The organism is Nocardioides sp. NPDC000445, from assembly GCF_040300245.1.
In the GTDB taxonomy this organism is placed as follows: domain Bacteria; phylum Actinomycetota; class Actinomycetes; order Propionibacteriales; family Nocardioidaceae; genus Nocardioides.
The window spans coordinates 87,486-102,521 of the sequence record NZ_JBEPDH010000008.1; the positions used below are offsets into that span (position 1 = coordinate 87,486).

Below are 15,036 nucleotides of genomic sequence, written 5' to 3' on the forward strand. Positions count from 1 at the left end.
TGGTCCAGGTCAGAGCGACGCCGAGGATTCAGTACGCGACAGCCGACGGTGTCACACTCGATGACGTGCAGACGATCGGACTCATCGGCGGCATGAGCTGGGAAAGCACCGCCGCTTACTACGAGGGACTCAACAAGGGTGTCCAGGAGCGGCTCGGCGGTCTCCACTCCGCCAAGATCGTGCTGGCCTCCGTCGACCTGGCCGAGCTGACGGCACTGCAGGAGAAGGAGTCCTGGGACCAGGTCGCCGAGATCCTGACCGCCGCGGCCCGCAGCGTGGTGGCCGGCGGCGCCGACTTCATCCTGCTGTGCACCACCACCTTCCACAAGGTCTACGACGAGGTGGCGGCGGCCGTCGACGTACCCGTGCTGCACCTGGCCGACGAGCTCGCCGCGAAGGCCAAGGAGCTCGGCATCACCAAGGCCGGGTTCCTCGCCTCCCGCTACACCGTGGAGAACGACTTCTTCGCCCAGCGGATCTCGGACCACGGCGTCGACGTGAACCTGCCCGACACCCTCCACGTGGAGATGCTCGACTCGATCATCTACGAGGAGCTCATCCACCGGAACGTCGTGTCCGGCTCCCGCAAGCGGGTTCTCGAGGTCGTCCACGAGCTGTGGGACGCGGGCGCCGACGGCGTCATCCTCGGCGCCTCCGAGCTCAGCCTGCTGGTGCGACCCAGCGACGTCGACGTACCCATCCTCGACGCCATCACCGTGCACGTCGAGGCCGCGCTCGACCGCGCCCTGCCCTGACGCTGATCAGCTCTCGAGCAACTCGTTGGCGACGGCGCGCAGCTCGGGGCTCATGTCGCCCTCGTGCACGACCACCTTCCGGCCGTCGACCTCGAACTCGTAGATGTAGCGGTCAGCACCCTTCGGCTTCGAAGGCGTGACGTCGCGCTGCGCGATCAGGTTGCGCAGGGCGGTCACATGGGCGGCCGAGGGCGCGAGCTCCGCGGCCCCCTCCTTGGTACGTCCCAGGAAACCGCCGCTGCGGCGTACCTTCACCATGGTCGGCGCCTCACCATCGGACTCGGGTGCCCCGGACGCCGGGGTGACCCCGACCTCGGACCAGGCGGTGGTGACCGCCTCGGCCTGGTCGCCGGCCTCGGCGATGGTGGCCGCGGCGAACCCGGCGAAGTCGGTGTCGGTGGTGACGGCGCCGTTGGTCAGCGCGGCGTACCAGATCTTGCCGGCACCGTCCCAGGAGTTGCCGCCGATGGCCTTCGCGGCGAGGGCGAAGGCGCGGTTGGGGATGCCGGAGTTGATGTGGACGCCGCCGTTGTCGTCGGTGCCGTCGTAGAGGTCGTCCATGTGGGCCGGCTGCGGGTCCTTGCCCAGGGTGGGGTCGTCGTAGGCGGTCCCGGGCTCGAGCATGTGCCGCAGCCCGACGCCCTGGACCGACTCGGTGAAGAGTCCCTCGCCGATGATCCAGTCGGCCTCGTCGGCGCTCTGGCCGAGGAGGCGCTGCTTGAGGCAGGAGCCGAACACGTCCGACATCGACTCGTTGAGCGCGCCGGGCTGGCCCTGGTAGACGAGCCCGGCGGAGTGCTCGGTGACCGCGTGGGAGAGCTCGTGACCGATCACGTCGACGGCCTTGGTGAACCGCTGGAAGATCTCGCCGTCGCCGTCGCCGAAGACCAGCTGGGTGCCGTCCCAGAAGGCGTTGGCGTAGTCGCGGTCGTAGTGGACCGTCATCACGACCTCGATGCCCCGGCCGTCGTATGAGTCGCGGCCGTAGACCTCCTCGAAGAGCGCCAGCGAGCCGGTGATCCCGGTCGCGGCCTCGTCGACGCTCTCGTCGCCCGACTCGGGCTCACCCGCGGCGCGGGCCTTCTCCCCGGGCAGGTCGGTGCCGTTGTTCGCGGTGTAGACCGTCCAGTCCCCGGCCTCGGCGGTGGTCTCGCCGGCTTCGGGGGCGGGGGCCTGGGCGAGAACCCTGGTCAGGTGCTCGGCCCGGGCGGCTCGAAACGCGTTGTCCTGGTCGAGGCGGCCGGCGTCGAGCCGCTGCATGAGATACGGGGGCACGATCTGGCAGACGTGTTTCCGAGAAGTCATGGGCCTCAGCCAACCGTCATCTCCGGATGCGGGTCAAGGAGGTCGCGGCGGATAAGATCAGACGTCCCGTCCCGCGCCAGAAATCGAGCCGCTTCGCACATGTCCGAGATCCTCAAGGCCAATCTACGCAACGTCGCCATCGTTGCGCACGTCGACCACGGCAAGACCACGCTGGTCGACGCCATGCTGCGTCAGGCAGGCACGTTCACCGAGCACGAGGCCGAATCGGTCGCCGACCGGGTCATGGACTCCGGCGAGCTCGAGCGCGAGAAGGGCATCACCATCCTCGCGAAGAACACCGCCATCCACTACACCGGGCCGAGCGCGCCCGAGGGGATGACGATCAACATCATCGACACCCCCGGCCACGCCGACTTCGGTGGTGAGGTCGAGCGCGGCCTGTCGATGGTCGACGGGATCGTGCTGCTGGTGGACGCCTCCGAGGGCCCGCTCCCGCAGACCCGGTTCGTGCTGCGCAAGGCGCTCAACGCCGACATGCCGGTCGTGCTGGTGGTCAACAAGGTCGACCGCCCCGACGCCCGCATCGAGGAGGTCGTCGACGAGACGTACGAGCTCTTCATGGACCTGCTCGACGACTCCCACAGCCAGGACGCGCTCGACTTCCCGGTGATCTACGCCTCGGGCAAGGCCGGCGTCGCCTCGCTCGAGCAGCCCGGCAACGGCGAGCTGCCCGACTCCAAGGACCTGGAGCCGCTGTTCCAGACGATCATGGACACGATCCCGGCTCCGACGTACGTCGAGGGCGCGCCCCTCCAGGCCCACGTCACCAACCTCGACGCGAGCCCGTTCCTCGGCCGCCTCGCGCTGGTCCGCATCCACCAGGGCACCCTGAAGAAGGGCCAGAACGTCGCCTGGATGCGCCGTGACGGCGAGGTCAAGAACGTACGCATCACCGAGCTGCTCATCACCGAGGGCCTCGAGCGCAAGCCGGGCGAGATCGCCGGCCCCGGCGACATCGTCGCCATCGCCGGCATCCCGGACATCACCATCGGCGAGACCCTCGCCGACCCGGAGAACCCGGTCGCGCTGCCGCTCATCCACGTCGACGAGCCGGCCATCTCGATGACCATCGGCACCAACACCTCGCCGCTGGTCGGCAAGGTCAAGGGCTCGAAGGTCACCGCGCGCCTGGTCAAGGACCGCCTCGACTCCGAGCTCATCGGCAACGTGTCCCTGAAGATCCTCAACACCGAGCGTCCCGACGCCTGGGAGGTCCAGGGCCGTGGCGAGCTGGCGCTGGCGATCCTGGTCGAGCAGATGCGCCGCGAGGGCTACGAGCTGACCGTCGGCAAGCCGCAGGTGGTCACCAAGGAGATCGACGGCAAGATCCACGAGCCGTTCGAGCGCCTGACCATCGACGCTCCGGAGGAGTACCTCGGCGCCATCACCGAGCTGCTCGCGAACCGCAAGGGCCGCATGGAGGGCATGACCAACCACGGCACCGGCTGGGTGCGCATGGAGTTCATCGTCCCGGCCCGCGGCCTGATCGGCTTCCGCACCGAGTTCCTCACCGAGACCCGCGGCACCGGCATCGCCCACCACATCTCCGAGGGCTACGACCGCTGGGCCGGCGAGATCCGCTCGCGGAACAACGGCTCGCTCGTCGCCGACCGGGCCGGTGCGGCCACGGCGTACGCGATGACCTCGCTGCAGGAGCGCGGCGTCATGTTCGTCGAGCCGGCGACCGAGGTCTACGAAGGCATGATTGTCGGCGAGAACTCCCGCGCCGACGACATGGACGTCAACATCACCAAGGAGAAGCAGCAGACCAACGTCCGCTCCGCCACCTCCGACAACTTCGAGAAGCTCATCCCGCCGAAGAAGCTCTCGCTCGAGCAGTGCCTGGAGTTCTGCCGCGAGGACGAGTGCGTCGAGGTCACCCCCGACATGGTCCGCATCCGCAAGGTCGTCCTCGACCAGAACGACCGCGCCAAGATCGCCTCCCGCGCCCGCAAGGCCAACAAGTCCTGATCGACTCATCGGACGGCCGCCGACCCTCGTGGGTCGGCGGCCGTTCTCGTCGTCGGCCGGCTGCGACACTTCGACCATGACGCTCACGACGACCACCTCGCTGATCAGCTCGGCCTACGAGGAAGGCCGCGGTGTCGCCGCCTTCAACGCGATCAACCTGGAGACCGTCGAGGCGATCGCCACCGGAGCCGAGACCGCGAACCGGCCGGTCATCGTGCAGATCAGCGAGAACGCGGTGCGCTACCACCGCGGCCTGGCTCCCCTGGCCCAGGCCGCGATCGCGGTCGCGTCCGGCTCGACGATGCCGATCGCGCTCCATCTGGACCACGCGACCGACGAGCGCCTGGTCGGGATCGCGGTCGACCTCGGCTTCTCGTCGGTGATGTACGACGCCTCCCAGCTCCCCTACGACGACAACCTCGCCCGCACCGCCGCCGTCGCCCGCCGCTGCCACGACCGCGGCGCCCACGTGGAGGCCGAGCTCGGCGAGGTCGGGGGGAAAGACGGCGTTCACGCGCCCGGCGTACGCACCGACCCGGCCGAGGCGGCCGCGTTCGTCGCCGGCACCGGCGTCGACGCCCTCGCCGTCGCGGTCGGCTCGAGCCACAAGATGACCACCCGCGACGCGGCCCTGGACGAGGCGCTGATCGCGGAGCTCCGACGCGCCGTCGACGTACCGCTGGTGCTGCACGGCTCCTCCGGGGTGAGCGACGAAGGTCTCCGAGCCGCCATCGCCGCCGGGATGACGAAGATCAACGTCGCCACCCAGCTCAACAAGGCCTTCACCGGCGCCGTCCGCAACACCCTCAAAGCGGACCCGGCCCTGGTCGACCAGCGCCGCTACCTCTCGGTGCCGGCCGCGATGCGATGGCCGCCGAGGCCGCGCGGCTGCTCACCGTCATCTCGGGCTGATCGACGCCCTCGTTTCCCCAGTTTGGTGGAAGCGCTCCCACGGTCACAAAATCGTTACCGCCCGGCTACTTGACAGAGCCTTGTGAGCACGATCACACTCTCCCTAGTCCCGAGAGTGGAAGCGCTCTCACTCCCCACACAGACGTGCAGGAGCACCCCGTGTCCAAGATCTCCAAGTCCTGGCGCCGCGGTCTAGCCGCTGGCGCGGTCGCCACTCTCATCGCTGGTCTCGTCGGGGCCTGCGGCGGCAGCGACGACACCGGCGAGCAGGCCAAGCTCGGCAAGGACGACACCCTGACCATCACGACCTTCAGCGAGTTCGGCTACGGCGACCTCATCGAGCAGTGGAACGCCGACCCTGATCGCCCCTTCAAGGTCAAGCAGACCGTCGTTGCCGAGTGGGACACCTGGAAGCAGAGCCTCACCACCGGCCTGCAGTCGGGCGAGGGTCTCACCGACATCGTCGGCATCGAGGGCGACATGATGCCCGCGCTCGTCGCCGAGGGCGCCTCCGAGCAGTTCGTCGACCTCACCGACAAGGAGCTCGACAGCCGCTGGATGGAGTCGAAGTACCTCGAGGGCCAGACCGCCGACGGCAAGCAGATCGGCTATCCGACCGACGCCGGCCCCGAGGCGTTCTGCTACCGCGCCGACCTCTTCGAGAAGGCCGGCCTCCCGAGCGACCGCGAGGCCGTGAAGGAGCTCTTCAAGGACTGGGACACCTACTTCGCCACCGGCGAGCAGTTCAAGAAGAAGATGCCGAAGACGGCCTGGTACGACTCCAGCGGCTCGATCGCCCAGGCGATGCTCAACCAGGTGGAGTACCCGTTCCAGACCAAGGACCAGAAGGTCGACGCCGACAACCCGGAGCTCCGGGCGGTCTACGACACGGTCTCGCAGCACGCCGACACCCAGTCGACGAAGGTCGAGCAGTGGGGCGAGGACTGGATGGCCAACTTCACCAACGACGGCTTCGCGACCATCCCCTGCCCGGGCTGGATGTTCGCCAACATCAAGGACTCCGCGCCTGAGGTGAAGGGCTGGGACATCGTCGACGCCTTCCCGGGCGGCGGCGGCAACTGGGGCGGCTCCTACCTCGCCGTCCCGGCGCAGTCGGAGCACCAGGAGGAGGCCAAGGAGTTCGCCAACTACCTGACCAACGCCGAGTCCCAGGTCGCTGCCTCGAAGGTGGCCGGCAACTTCCCGGCCAACCTGGAGGCGCAGACGACCCTGGCCGACGAGAACGCCACCGACCCCTACTTCAACAACGCCCCGACCTCGCAGATCCTCGCCAGCCGCGCGGAGGCCGTGCCGGCGGGCGTCCCGTTCAAGGGTGACAAGTACTCCGACATCCTGGGCCTCTTCCAGCAGGCGATCCGACGTGTCGACGAGGGCACCGACCCCGAGAAGTCGTGGGCGACCTTCCTCGAGGGCGTCGAAGGAATGTCCTGATCCATGCCGACCACCACCTCTGCCCCGGTCGAGAACGCCACCCCGGCGCCCTCGACCGGGGCAGCACCCCGCCGCCAGGCGTGGCGTAACCGGCTCTCCCGGTGGGACTTCAAGCTCTCGCCCTACCTCTACGTCGCGCCGTTCTTCCTGGTGTTCATCGTCATCGGGCTCTACCCGATGCTCTACACCGGCTACCTGTCCTTCTTCTCCTGGCCTGCCTACGGGTCCGAGGTCGGCCCGTGGGTCGGCTGGGACAACTACGCCCACGTGCTCGGTGACTCGGTCTTCCGCAAGGCCTTCTGGAACACCATCGGGATCTTCCTGCTCTCCTCGGTACCGCAGATCATCGTGGCGACGATCCTCGCCGCGCTGCTCGACACGCAGCTCCGTGGCCGCACCCTGTGGCGGATGAGCATCCTGCTGCCCTTCGTGGTCGCCCCCGCGGCGTCCGCGATGATCTTCGGCGCGATCTTCGCCGACGGCACCGGCCTGATCAACCAGACGCTCGCCGGGTTCGGCTTCCCGAAGGTGCCCTGGCACGCCGACCGGTTCGCCAGCTGGACCGCGATCGCGACCATGGTCAACTGGCGCTGGACGGGCTACAACGCGCTGATCATCCTCGCCGCCATGCAGGCGATCCCGCGAGACCTCTACGAGGCGGCCGACATCGACGGCGCCTCCAAGGTGAGGCAGTTCTTCCACGTCACCCTGCCCTCGATCCGGCCGACGATGATCTTCGTCATCGTCACCTCGACCATCGGTGGCCTGCAGATCTTCACCGAGCCGCGGATCTTCGACACCAACCTGCGGTTCCAGGGCGGCTCCGACTTCCAGTACACGACCTTGACGATGTACGTCTTCAACACCGCCCAGACCACGACCAACCCGTATCCGCGGGCGGCCGCCGCGGCCTGGGTGCTCTTCCTCATCATCGTGGGGATCGCCTTGGTCAACTTCCTGGTCACCCGGGCCGTTCAGCGTAGGAGCCTCCGATGAGCAAGAGACCTGGATTCCTCGTGTACGGCCTGCTCACAGCGTTCTTGATCGGCTCGGCCTTCCCCCTCTACTGGTCGTTCGTCATCGGGTCCGTGACCCGCCAGCGGGCGATCCAGTCGCCTCCCCCGCTGGTCCCGGGCGGACACTTCTTCGACAACGCCGCCCGGGTCTTCGACCGGATCGACTTCTGGACGGCGCTGCTCAACTCGATCATCGTCTCCGGGGTCTCGGCTGCCTCGGTGGTGCTGTTCTCGACCCTGGCCGGCTACTCCTTCGCCAAGCTCCGCTTCCGCGGAGCCAACGCGGCGATGGTCTTCGTGGTCGCCACCTTGGCGGTGCCGACCCAGCTCGCACTGGTGCCGATGCTCAAGCAGTTCTCCAGCCTCGGCCTGACCGGCACCCTCCCTGCCGTGATCCTGCCGTGGCTGGTGACCGCGTTCGGCGTCTTCTTCATGCGGCAGTACCTGGTCGACGCGATCCCCGACGAGCTCATCGACGCAGCCCGCGTCGACGGTGCGTCCATGATCCGTACGTTCTGGACAGTCGCCCTCCCCGCCGCACGACCGGCCATGGCGATCCTCGGCCTGTTCACCTTCATGCAGGTGTGGACCGACTTCATGTGGCCGCTGATCGTGCTGCAGGGCTCCGACGTACAGACCCTGCAGACCGCGCTGGACGCCCTCAAGGTCGCGCCCGGACAGGGGCATGCCGACATGGCACTGGTCCAGGCCGGAACGATCCTCGCGACCGTGCCCCTACTTCTGTTGTTCATCGCCACCGGCCGCCACCTGGTGTCCGGCATCATGCAAGGAGCCGTCAAGGGATGAATCTCTCGACAAACCCAGCCCGCGCCGAGCGTACGTTTCCCCAGGACTTCCTCTGGGGTGCGGCGACGGCTTCCTACCAGATCGAGGGAGCCATCGACGAGGACGGACGTACACCCAGCAACTGGGACACCTTCACCAAGGTGCCGGGGGCGATCCTCAACGGCGACACCGGCGAGGTGGCCTGCGACCACTACCACCGGGTGCCCGAGGACGTCGCGCTGATGAAGCGCCTCAACCTGGCCTCGTACCGGTTCTCGACGGCGTGGCCGCGGATCCGTCCCGACGGCGGAAAGGTCAACCAGGCGGGGCTCGACTTCTACAGCCGTCTCGTCGACGAGCTGCTCGAGGCCGAGATCGCGCCGTGGATCACGCTCTACCACTGGGACCTGCCGCAGGCGCTGGAGGACCAGGGCGGCTGGACCAGCCGGGACACGGCCTACCGGTTCGTGGAGTACTCCACGACCGTCTACGACGCGCTCTCCGACCGCGTCGACAACTGGACGACGCTGAACGAGCCGTGGTGCTCGGCGTTCCTCGGCTACTCCGGTGGCCAGCACGCACCGGGTCGCCAGGAGGGCGTGGCCGGCATCGTCGCGGCCCACCACCTCATGCTCGGGCACGGGCTCGTGATCAACGAGCTGCGCGCCCGCGGCGCGACGCCGGAGAACGGCAAGTCCCTCGGCATCACCCTCAACCCGACGGTCGTCGACCCCTACGACGCCGACCGTCCCGAGGACGTCGACATGACCCGGCGGATCGACGGCCTGCACAACCGGGTGTTCCTCGACCCGCTGTTCCGGGGCAAGTACGCCGACGACCTGGCCGCGGACACCGAGGGCCTGACCTTCCAGGGCCGGCCGTGGCAGGACTGGGTGCTCGAGGGCGACCTGGAGGTCATCTCCGCACCGCTCGACGTGCTCGGGGTCAACTTCTACTTCGGCAACGCCATCGCGGCGGAGCCGTTCGAGATCGACCCCGACCAGGTGCTGGGCAGCCGGCTCGTGCACTCCGACCTGCCGCGGGGGAACCCCTACCCCGGCGCCGAGTTCGTCACCCCGCGTACGGGCCGTGACACGACCGCCCGCGACTGGGAGATCGACCCGGTCTGGCTGACCCGGCTGCTGACCCGGCTCAGCGGTGAGTACGGTGCCCCGCCCATCTACATCACCGAGAACGGGGCCTACTACGATGATGTGGTGGAGGATGGCGCCGTGCACGACAGCGCCCGACTCGACTACATCGACACGCACCTGCGGGCGACCCTCGACGCGATGGAGCAGGGTGCGGACGTACGCGGCTACTTCGCCTGGTCCCTGCTCGACAACTTCGAGTGGAGCTACGGCTACGCGCACCGGTTCGGGATCGTGCACGTGGACTTCGAGACCCAGGTGCGTACGCCGAAGGACAGCGGCCTCTGGTTCGCCGATGTCGCGGCCAACAATCGGGTGCCGGCCCGGAAGGAATAGGCACTGTCGTGAACATGCCCACGCTCGACGAGGTCGCTCGGCTGGCTGGTGTCAGCCGGGCGACCGCGTCGCGTGCCATCAACGGCGGCTCCCGCGTTTCCGCGAAGGCCGCTGAGGCCGTGTCCGAAGCGGTCCGCACGCTCGGCTACACCCCCAACCCGGCGGCGCGGTCGCTGGTCACGCGGCGCACCGACTCGGTCGCGCTGGTCGTGCCCGAGCCCGACGAGCGGGTCTTCTCCGACCCGTTCTTCGCGCGCACGCTGCACGTCGTCACACGGGTCCTGTCCGAGCGCGACCTGCAGGTGGTGCTGCTGATCGCACAGGGCGGCGAGGAGGAGCGGATGCTGCGCTACCTGCGCGGACGCCACGTCGACGGGGCCATCGTCGTCTCTCACCACCGCAGCGACGCCCTTCCGGACCATCTGGCCGCCATCGGCCTGCCGAACGTCTTCATCGGCCGCCCTTGGACCAGCGAGGACTTGGTGTCCTACGTCGACAGCGACAACGTCGGCGCCGGGCGGCAGGCGACCCGCGTCCTGGTCGATCGCGGCTGCCGAAGGATCGGCACCATTGCCGGACCAGCCGACATGCACGCCGGCTGGGACCGGCTGACCGGCTGGCGGGCCGAGCTCGCCGAGAACGGCCTGTCGGACGAGGCCATGGTCGAAGGCGACTTCACCGAGGACGGCGGCGCGGTCGCCTGCGGGCGCCTCCTCGACGCCCACCCCCACCTCGACGGCATCTTCGCCGCCTCGGACCTGATGGCTGCCGGCGCCCTGCGCTGCCTGGGCGAGCGCGGCCTGCGTGTGCCCGATGACATCGCCCTGATCGGCTTCGACGACCTGGGCACGGCAGCACGCACGCTTCCGCCGCTCACCACCATGACCAACCCGATCGTCGCGATGGCCACCGAGGCTTGCCGGCTTCTCCTCGCCCAGCTCGACGGCACCACCACCCTCCCGCGGCGGGTCGTCTTCGCGCCCGAGCTGGTGCGGCGTACGTCTGCCTGACCTGACGCCCCGCTCGGTACGCCCGCATATCGGAGTGCGGACGCGACCCGGGCATGCCCGCGGCAAGGCTGTTAGCGTCGTGCGGCGATGCCACATCGCAATTCGACTGGCAGCGTGCCCCGCCTGAAGTCGGCTTCCCGAGTCGACTTCCGCTCACCGGACCTCGAGGACGGTCAGCACCTGTGGCGGATGGCAACGAAATCTCGGGTACTCGACGTCAATGCCTCGTACGCCTACCTGCTGTGGGCGCGCGACTTCGCAGAGACGTCGCTCATCGCGACCGTCGATGACGATCCAGGAGGATTCGTCACCGGCTATCTCCGTCCGGACGATCCGGAGAGCCTGATGATCTGGCAGGTCGCCGTCGACGAGCAGCACCGCGGCCAGGGCCTGGCCCGCCGCATGCTCGACGAGCTCGTCGACCGCCTCGCCGTCGACCAGGGCGTACGCCACCTGGAGACGACCATCACCGCGGACAACAGCGCCTCCATCGCCCTGTTCACCTCGTTCGCGAACGCACGCGGCGCCCCGATCGAGCGCACGCCGCTCTTCGAGGCCGCGATGTTCCCCGACGGGCACGACGCGGAGCTGCTGTTCCGCATCGGCCCGTTCCCACCCGCACGACCCGATCACGGAGGTGTCATACCCATGACGACGACCACCGAGCCCGCCACTGCGATCTTCGACTCCCTGGAGTCACAGGTCCGCAGCTACTGCCGCAGCTGGCCCGCCGTGATGACCCACTCCCAGGGCGCCACCGTCACCAGCGAGGGCGGGACCGAGTACCTGGACTTCTTCGCCGGGGCCGGCGCGCTCAACTACGGGCACAACAACCCCGCGCTGCTGGAGCCGCTACTCGACTATCTGCGCGAGGGCCGCATCCTGCACTCCCTGGACATGCACACCAGCGCGAAACGGGACTTCCTGCAGGCCTTCTCGGACCTGATCCTCGAGCCGCGCGACCTCGACTACAAGGTGATGTTCCCCGGTCCGACCGGGACCAACTCCGTCGAGGCCGCGCTCAAGCTGGCGCGCAAGGTGACCGGGCGACAGCACGTGCTGTCGTTCACCAACGCCTTCCACGGGATGACGCTCGGCTCGCTGGCGGTGACCGGCAACTCGATGAAGCGCAAGGGCGCGGGCATCCCGCTGACCAACAGCTCGAAGATCCCGTACGACGACTACTTCAACGGTGCCGTCGACGACTTCATGTGGCTGGAGCGGGTGCTCCAGGACAGCGGCTCCGGCGTCGACAAGCCGGCCGCGATCATCGTGGAGTCCGTCCAGGGCGAGGGCGGCCTCAACGCCGCCCGGCTGGAGTGGCTCAAGGCGCTCTCGGACCTGTGCCGCGAGTACGACATCATCTTGATCGTCGACGACGTGCAGGCCGGCTGCGGACGTACCGGCACCTTCTTCAGCTTCGAGGAGGCCGGGTTCTCCCCCGACATCGTCTGTCTGTCGAAGTCGATCTCCGGCTTCGGCCTGCCGATGGCGCTGACCCTGATCCGGCCCGAGCTGGACCAGTTCGAGCCCGGTGAGCACAACGGCACCTTCCGCGGTCACAACCTCGCCTTCGTCACCGGCCGGGCGGCGTTGGAGACGTACTGGGCCGACGACTCCTTCCAGAAGGACGTCCAGGCGAAGGCCGCCGAGCTGCGGGACGGGCTGACCGAGGTCGCCGAGCGGTACGAGGGTGCGACCGTCCGCGGCCGCGGCCTGCTGACCGGCATCGCCTTCCCGGACGTCAGCGCGGCCGGGAAGATCGCGACGGCGGCGTACGAGCGGGGCCTGCTGGTCGAGACCTCCGGCCCCGAGGACGAGGTCCTCAAGACGATGCCGCCGCTGACCATCACCTCCGAGGAGCTCGCCCGCGGTCTCGCCATCGTCGAGGAGGCCACCGCGTCCGTCCTCGGCGACGGCAACCCCGCCTGACCTCCCCGACAGCTGAAACGAGAGAACATGCGCGTCACCTATCTGGAAGACCTCGACGAGACCGACCGAGACGTACGCGTCGAGTCCGAGCACGGCACCTGGCGCAGCCGCCGGATCGTGCTGGCCCGCGAGGGCGTCGGCTTCTCCTTCCACGAGACCAACATCCCCGCCGGGACGACGAACGAGTTCTGGTACGCCAACCACATCGAGTGCGTCTACTGCGTCGGCGGTGAGGGCGAGCTCCTCGACCGCGAGACCGGAGAGACGTACGAGATCCGCGACGGGATGTGCTACCTGCTCGACAAGCACGACAAGCACACCGTCACCGCCCATACCGATCTGCGCCTGATCTGCACCTTCAACCCGCCGGTCACCGGCCGGGAGGTGCACGACGAGGACGGCGTCTACCCGCTCCTCACCGAGCCCAAGGAGGTAACTGCATGACCGCTGCCACCGAACACATCGAGGACGTGTACCCCACCCGTCTCGAAGAGGGGTTCAGCACGCTCCCCCGCCAGGACGAGGTCGTCTGGGGCACCGCGGCCGACGGGCCGATTGACCAGCAGACGCTCGACTCCTACGACGAGCGCGGCTACCTGACCGTCCCCGAGCTGATCACGCGCGAGGAGGTCGCCGAGCTGCGCGCCGAGCTGCACCGGCTCAGCAACGACCCGGACACCCGGGCCGACGAGCGCACCATCATCGAACCCGCCTCGCAGGAGGTGCGCTCGATCTTCGAGGTGCACAGGACCAGCGACCTCATCGCCCGGCTGGCAGCCGACCCGCGCGTGGTCGGCCGGGCCCGGCAGGTCCTGGGGTCGGACGTCTACATCCACCAGAGCCGGATCAACTTCAAACCCGGCTTCGGCGGCGGTGACTTCTACTGGCACTCCGACTTCGAGACCTGGCACGCCGAGGACGGCCTGCCCCGGATGCGGACCGCCAGCATCTCGATCTCGCTGACCGACAACCACTCCTTCAACGGACCGCTGATGATCATGCCCGGCACGCACCGGACGTACGTCTCGTGCGGCGGCGCCACTCCCGAGGACAACTACAAGTCCTCGCTGGTGATGCAGGGGGCGGGCACCCCGGACCAGGAGACCATCACGAAGATGGCGGACACCTACGGGATCGACGTGCTCGCCGGCGCCGCCGGCAGCGCGGTCATGTTCGACTGCAACTGCATGCACGGGTCCAACGGCAACATCACGCCCTACCCGCGCTCGAACGTCTTCCTGGTGTTCAACAGCGTTGAGAACACCGCGGTCGAGCCGTTCTCGGCCCCGAGGCCGCGGCCCACCTTCATCGGGGCGCGCGACTTCACTCCGGTGGGCTGACCCCTCCGCCGCCCGGCCGCCGGCCCCATCGGGTCGGCGGCCGTTCGCGTCTGCGCACCCGTGCTGGAGCGGCGTACGTCTGCCTGATCTCTGCCTACCCCTAGTCTGTGCGCATGACACGCACCCGCGCCTTCTCGGGCGCCACCACCGGCGCGGCACTGCTCGTGCTGCCGCTCGGTCTGTCTCTGACGGCCTGCGGCGGCTCGGACAAGGACTACGTGCAGGAGAAGACGGTCGAGCGGATCGCGACCGAGCAGCTCACCAACGCCATCGGCGTCACGCCCGAGGATCTCGACTGCCCCGGTGATCTCGAGGGCAAGGTCGGCACGGAGATGACCTGCGTCCTCACCTCCGAGGGCGAGAAGTACGACGCGATCCTCACCGTCGACGACGTCGACGGTGGCCGGGTCCACTTCCAGATCGACGTGCCGCCCAACGCCACGGAGTGAGCCCACGGAGTCCCCGGAACCGATAACCTCTTGAGACGTGTCCCCTCATGCGAGGCCCTTCTTCGAACATGTCGCGCGCGTGTGCGACGGAACGCCCTACAAGGCGACCGAGACGGCGCGCGGTTTCGACGTGGAGCTCGACCTGGCCGACGAACGCTGGCACCCCCTGCTGCTGGCCGCCAAGCTGCACTGGGTCTTCACCTACCACGTCTCGATGCCGACCCGGAGCTCGTACGCGATCATCGAGGACACCCGCAGCCTCGTCTGGTTCGGCGACGTGCCCCACACGCAGAGGACCGGCGTACGCCGCATCGAGGCCGATGACGAGCAGACCGACCAGGGCGTGTGGACCGTGCACGACCCCGAGGCCGTTCCCGACACCGACCAGTACCGTTTCGACGCCGAGGAGGGGCGCACGCTGATCACCAGCGTCGCTCGGCTCTACGCGCTGCAGCAGCGCGGCGCGCGGCACGAGGGGGCGGGCTTCTCCGTCGCCGTCGGCCTGGTCGTGACGCTCTCGGTGATCGCGACCCTCATCGGCGTCGCGGTGATTCTCAACCTTCTCGGGACGTTCGGCGCGCCGTCGTAATCAATTCGTAA

At 68.5% G+C, this 15,036-nt stretch carries 14 protein-coding genes; 13 read left to right on the forward strand and 1 reads right to left on the reverse strand.

The window, feature by feature from the left end; all coding sequences use genetic code 11:
• Positions 1 to 65 precede the first annotated feature (65 nt).
• Complete coding sequence (locus ABT304_RS12645) at positions 66 to 755, forward strand: aspartate/glutamate racemase family protein (protein WP_350715585.1); 690 nt, start codon at positions 66 to 68, stop codon at positions 753 to 755.
• 6 nt (positions 756 to 761) lie between these two features.
• On the opposite strand, the gene ABT304_RS12650 is transcribed toward ABT304_RS12645, so the two are convergent.
• Positions 762 to 2,060: a M4 family metallopeptidase gene (locus ABT304_RS12650; RefSeq protein WP_350715586.1), complete on the reverse strand. Its 1,299-nt coding sequence runs from the start codon at positions 2,058 to 2,060 to the stop codon at positions 762 to 764.
• A gap of 99 nt (positions 2,061 to 2,159) precedes the next feature.
• On the opposite strand from ABT304_RS12650, the gene typA reads away from it, so the two are divergent.
• The 12 genes from typA to ABT304_RS12710 all read left to right on the forward strand — a co-directional run bounded on the left by typA (position 2,160) and on the right by ABT304_RS12710 (position 15,025).
• On the forward strand, positions 2,160 to 4,052 hold the full coding sequence (gene typA / locus ABT304_RS12655) for a translational GTPase TypA (RefSeq protein WP_160026809.1): 1,893 nt from the start codon (positions 2,160 to 2,162) through the stop codon (positions 4,050 to 4,052).
• A 76-nt stretch (positions 4,053 to 4,128) separates the two neighbouring features.
• The gene (locus ABT304_RS12660) at positions 4,129 to 5,037 is read left to right on the forward strand and encodes a class II fructose-bisphosphate aldolase (protein WP_350715588.1); all 909 of its coding nucleotides are present in this window, start codon (positions 4,129 to 4,131) and stop codon (positions 5,035 to 5,037) included.
• Positions 5,038 to 5,123: 86 nt separating this feature from the next.
• Positions 5,124 to 6,416 (forward strand): ABC transporter substrate-binding protein, encoded by a 1,293-nt coding sequence (locus ABT304_RS12665; RefSeq protein WP_350715589.1) that lies wholly within the window; start codon positions 5,124 to 5,126, stop codon positions 6,414 to 6,416.
• Positions 6,417 to 6,419: 3 nt separating this feature from the next.
• A complete protein-coding gene (locus ABT304_RS12670; protein WP_350715591.1) occupies positions 6,420 to 7,412 on the forward strand; it encodes a carbohydrate ABC transporter permease in 993 nt (330 codons plus the stop codon).
• Positions 7,409 to 8,239 carry a carbohydrate ABC transporter permease gene (locus ABT304_RS12675; RefSeq protein WP_350715593.1) on the forward strand — a complete coding sequence of 277 codons (831 nt, stop codon included), beginning with the start codon at positions 7,409 to 7,411 and terminating at the stop codon, positions 8,237 to 8,239. The genes ABT304_RS12670 and ABT304_RS12675 overlap by 4 nt, the downstream gene beginning before the upstream one ends.
• Positions 8,236 to 9,705: a glycoside hydrolase family 1 protein gene (locus ABT304_RS12680; RefSeq protein ID WP_350715595.1), complete on the forward strand. Its 1,470-nt coding sequence runs from the start codon at positions 8,236 to 8,238 to the stop codon at positions 9,703 to 9,705. Before ABT304_RS12675 ends, ABT304_RS12680 begins: the two co-directional genes overlap by 4 nt.
• 14 nt (positions 9,706 to 9,719) lie before the next feature.
• Positions 9,720 to 10,715, forward strand: coding sequence for a LacI family DNA-binding transcriptional regulator (locus ABT304_RS12685; RefSeq protein ID WP_160029437.1), 996 nt, complete (start codon positions 9,720 to 9,722; stop codon positions 10,713 to 10,715).
• 114 nt (positions 10,716 to 10,829) lie between these two features.
• Positions 10,830 to 12,647 carry a diaminobutyrate--2-oxoglutarate transaminase gene (ectB, locus tag ABT304_RS12690; protein WP_350715597.1) on the forward strand — a complete coding sequence of 606 codons (1,818 nt, stop codon included), beginning with the start codon at positions 10,830 to 10,832 and terminating at the stop codon, positions 12,645 to 12,647.
• Between the two features lie 27 nt (positions 12,648 to 12,674).
• Positions 12,675 to 13,091 (forward strand): ectoine synthase, encoded by a 417-nt coding sequence (locus ABT304_RS12695; protein ID WP_350715598.1) that lies wholly within the window; start codon positions 12,675 to 12,677, stop codon positions 13,089 to 13,091.
• Positions 13,088 to 13,987: an ectoine hydroxylase gene (gene thpD / locus ABT304_RS12700; protein WP_350715600.1), complete on the forward strand. Its 900-nt coding sequence runs from the start codon at positions 13,088 to 13,090 to the stop codon at positions 13,985 to 13,987. Before ABT304_RS12695 ends, thpD begins: the two co-directional genes overlap by 4 nt.
• Before the next feature lie 113 nt (positions 13,988 to 14,100).
• Positions 14,101 to 14,436, forward strand: coding sequence for a DUF4333 domain-containing protein (locus tag ABT304_RS12705; RefSeq protein WP_350715602.1), 336 nt, complete (start codon positions 14,101 to 14,103; stop codon positions 14,434 to 14,436).
• Between the two features lie 79 nt (positions 14,437 to 14,515).
• Positions 14,516 to 15,025 (forward strand): hypothetical protein, encoded by a 510-nt coding sequence (locus ABT304_RS12710; protein WP_350715604.1) that lies wholly within the window; start codon positions 14,516 to 14,518, stop codon positions 15,023 to 15,025.
• Positions 15,026 to 15,036: the final 11 nt, after the last annotated feature.

Bases quoted from the DNA above. Each gene is read 5' to 3' on its own strand.
- ABT304_RS12650 (WP_350715586.1), bottom strand. From the start codon at position 2,060: ATGACTTCTCGGAAACACGTCTGCCAGATCGTGCCCCCGTATCTCATG.
- typA (WP_160026809.1), top strand. From the start codon at position 2,160: ATGTCCGAGATCCTCAAGGCCAATCTACGCAACGTCGCCATCGTTGCG.
- ABT304_RS12660 (WP_350715588.1), top strand. From the start codon at position 4,129: ATGACGCTCACGACGACCACCTCGCTGATCAGCTCGGCCTACGAGGAA.
- ABT304_RS12670 (WP_350715591.1), top strand. From the start codon at position 6,420: ATGCCGACCACCACCTCTGCCCCGGTCGAGAACGCCACCCCGGCGCCC.
- ABT304_RS12675 (WP_350715593.1), top strand. From the start codon at position 7,409: ATGAGCAAGAGACCTGGATTCCTCGTGTACGGCCTGCTCACAGCGTTC.
- ABT304_RS12680 (WP_350715595.1), top strand. From the start codon at position 8,236: ATGAATCTCTCGACAAACCCAGCCCGCGCCGAGCGTACGTTTCCCCAG.
- ABT304_RS12685 (WP_160029437.1), top strand. From the start codon at position 9,720: ATGCCCACGCTCGACGAGGTCGCTCGGCTGGCTGGTGTCAGCCGGGCG.
- ABT304_RS12695 (WP_350715598.1), top strand. From the start codon at position 12,675: ATGCGCGTCACCTATCTGGAAGACCTCGACGAGACCGACCGAGACGTA.
- thpD (WP_350715600.1), top strand. From the start codon at position 13,088: ATGACCGCTGCCACCGAACACATCGAGGACGTGTACCCCACCCGTCTC.
- ABT304_RS12705 (WP_350715602.1), top strand. From the start codon at position 14,101: ATGACACGCACCCGCGCCTTCTCGGGCGCCACCACCGGCGCGGCACTG.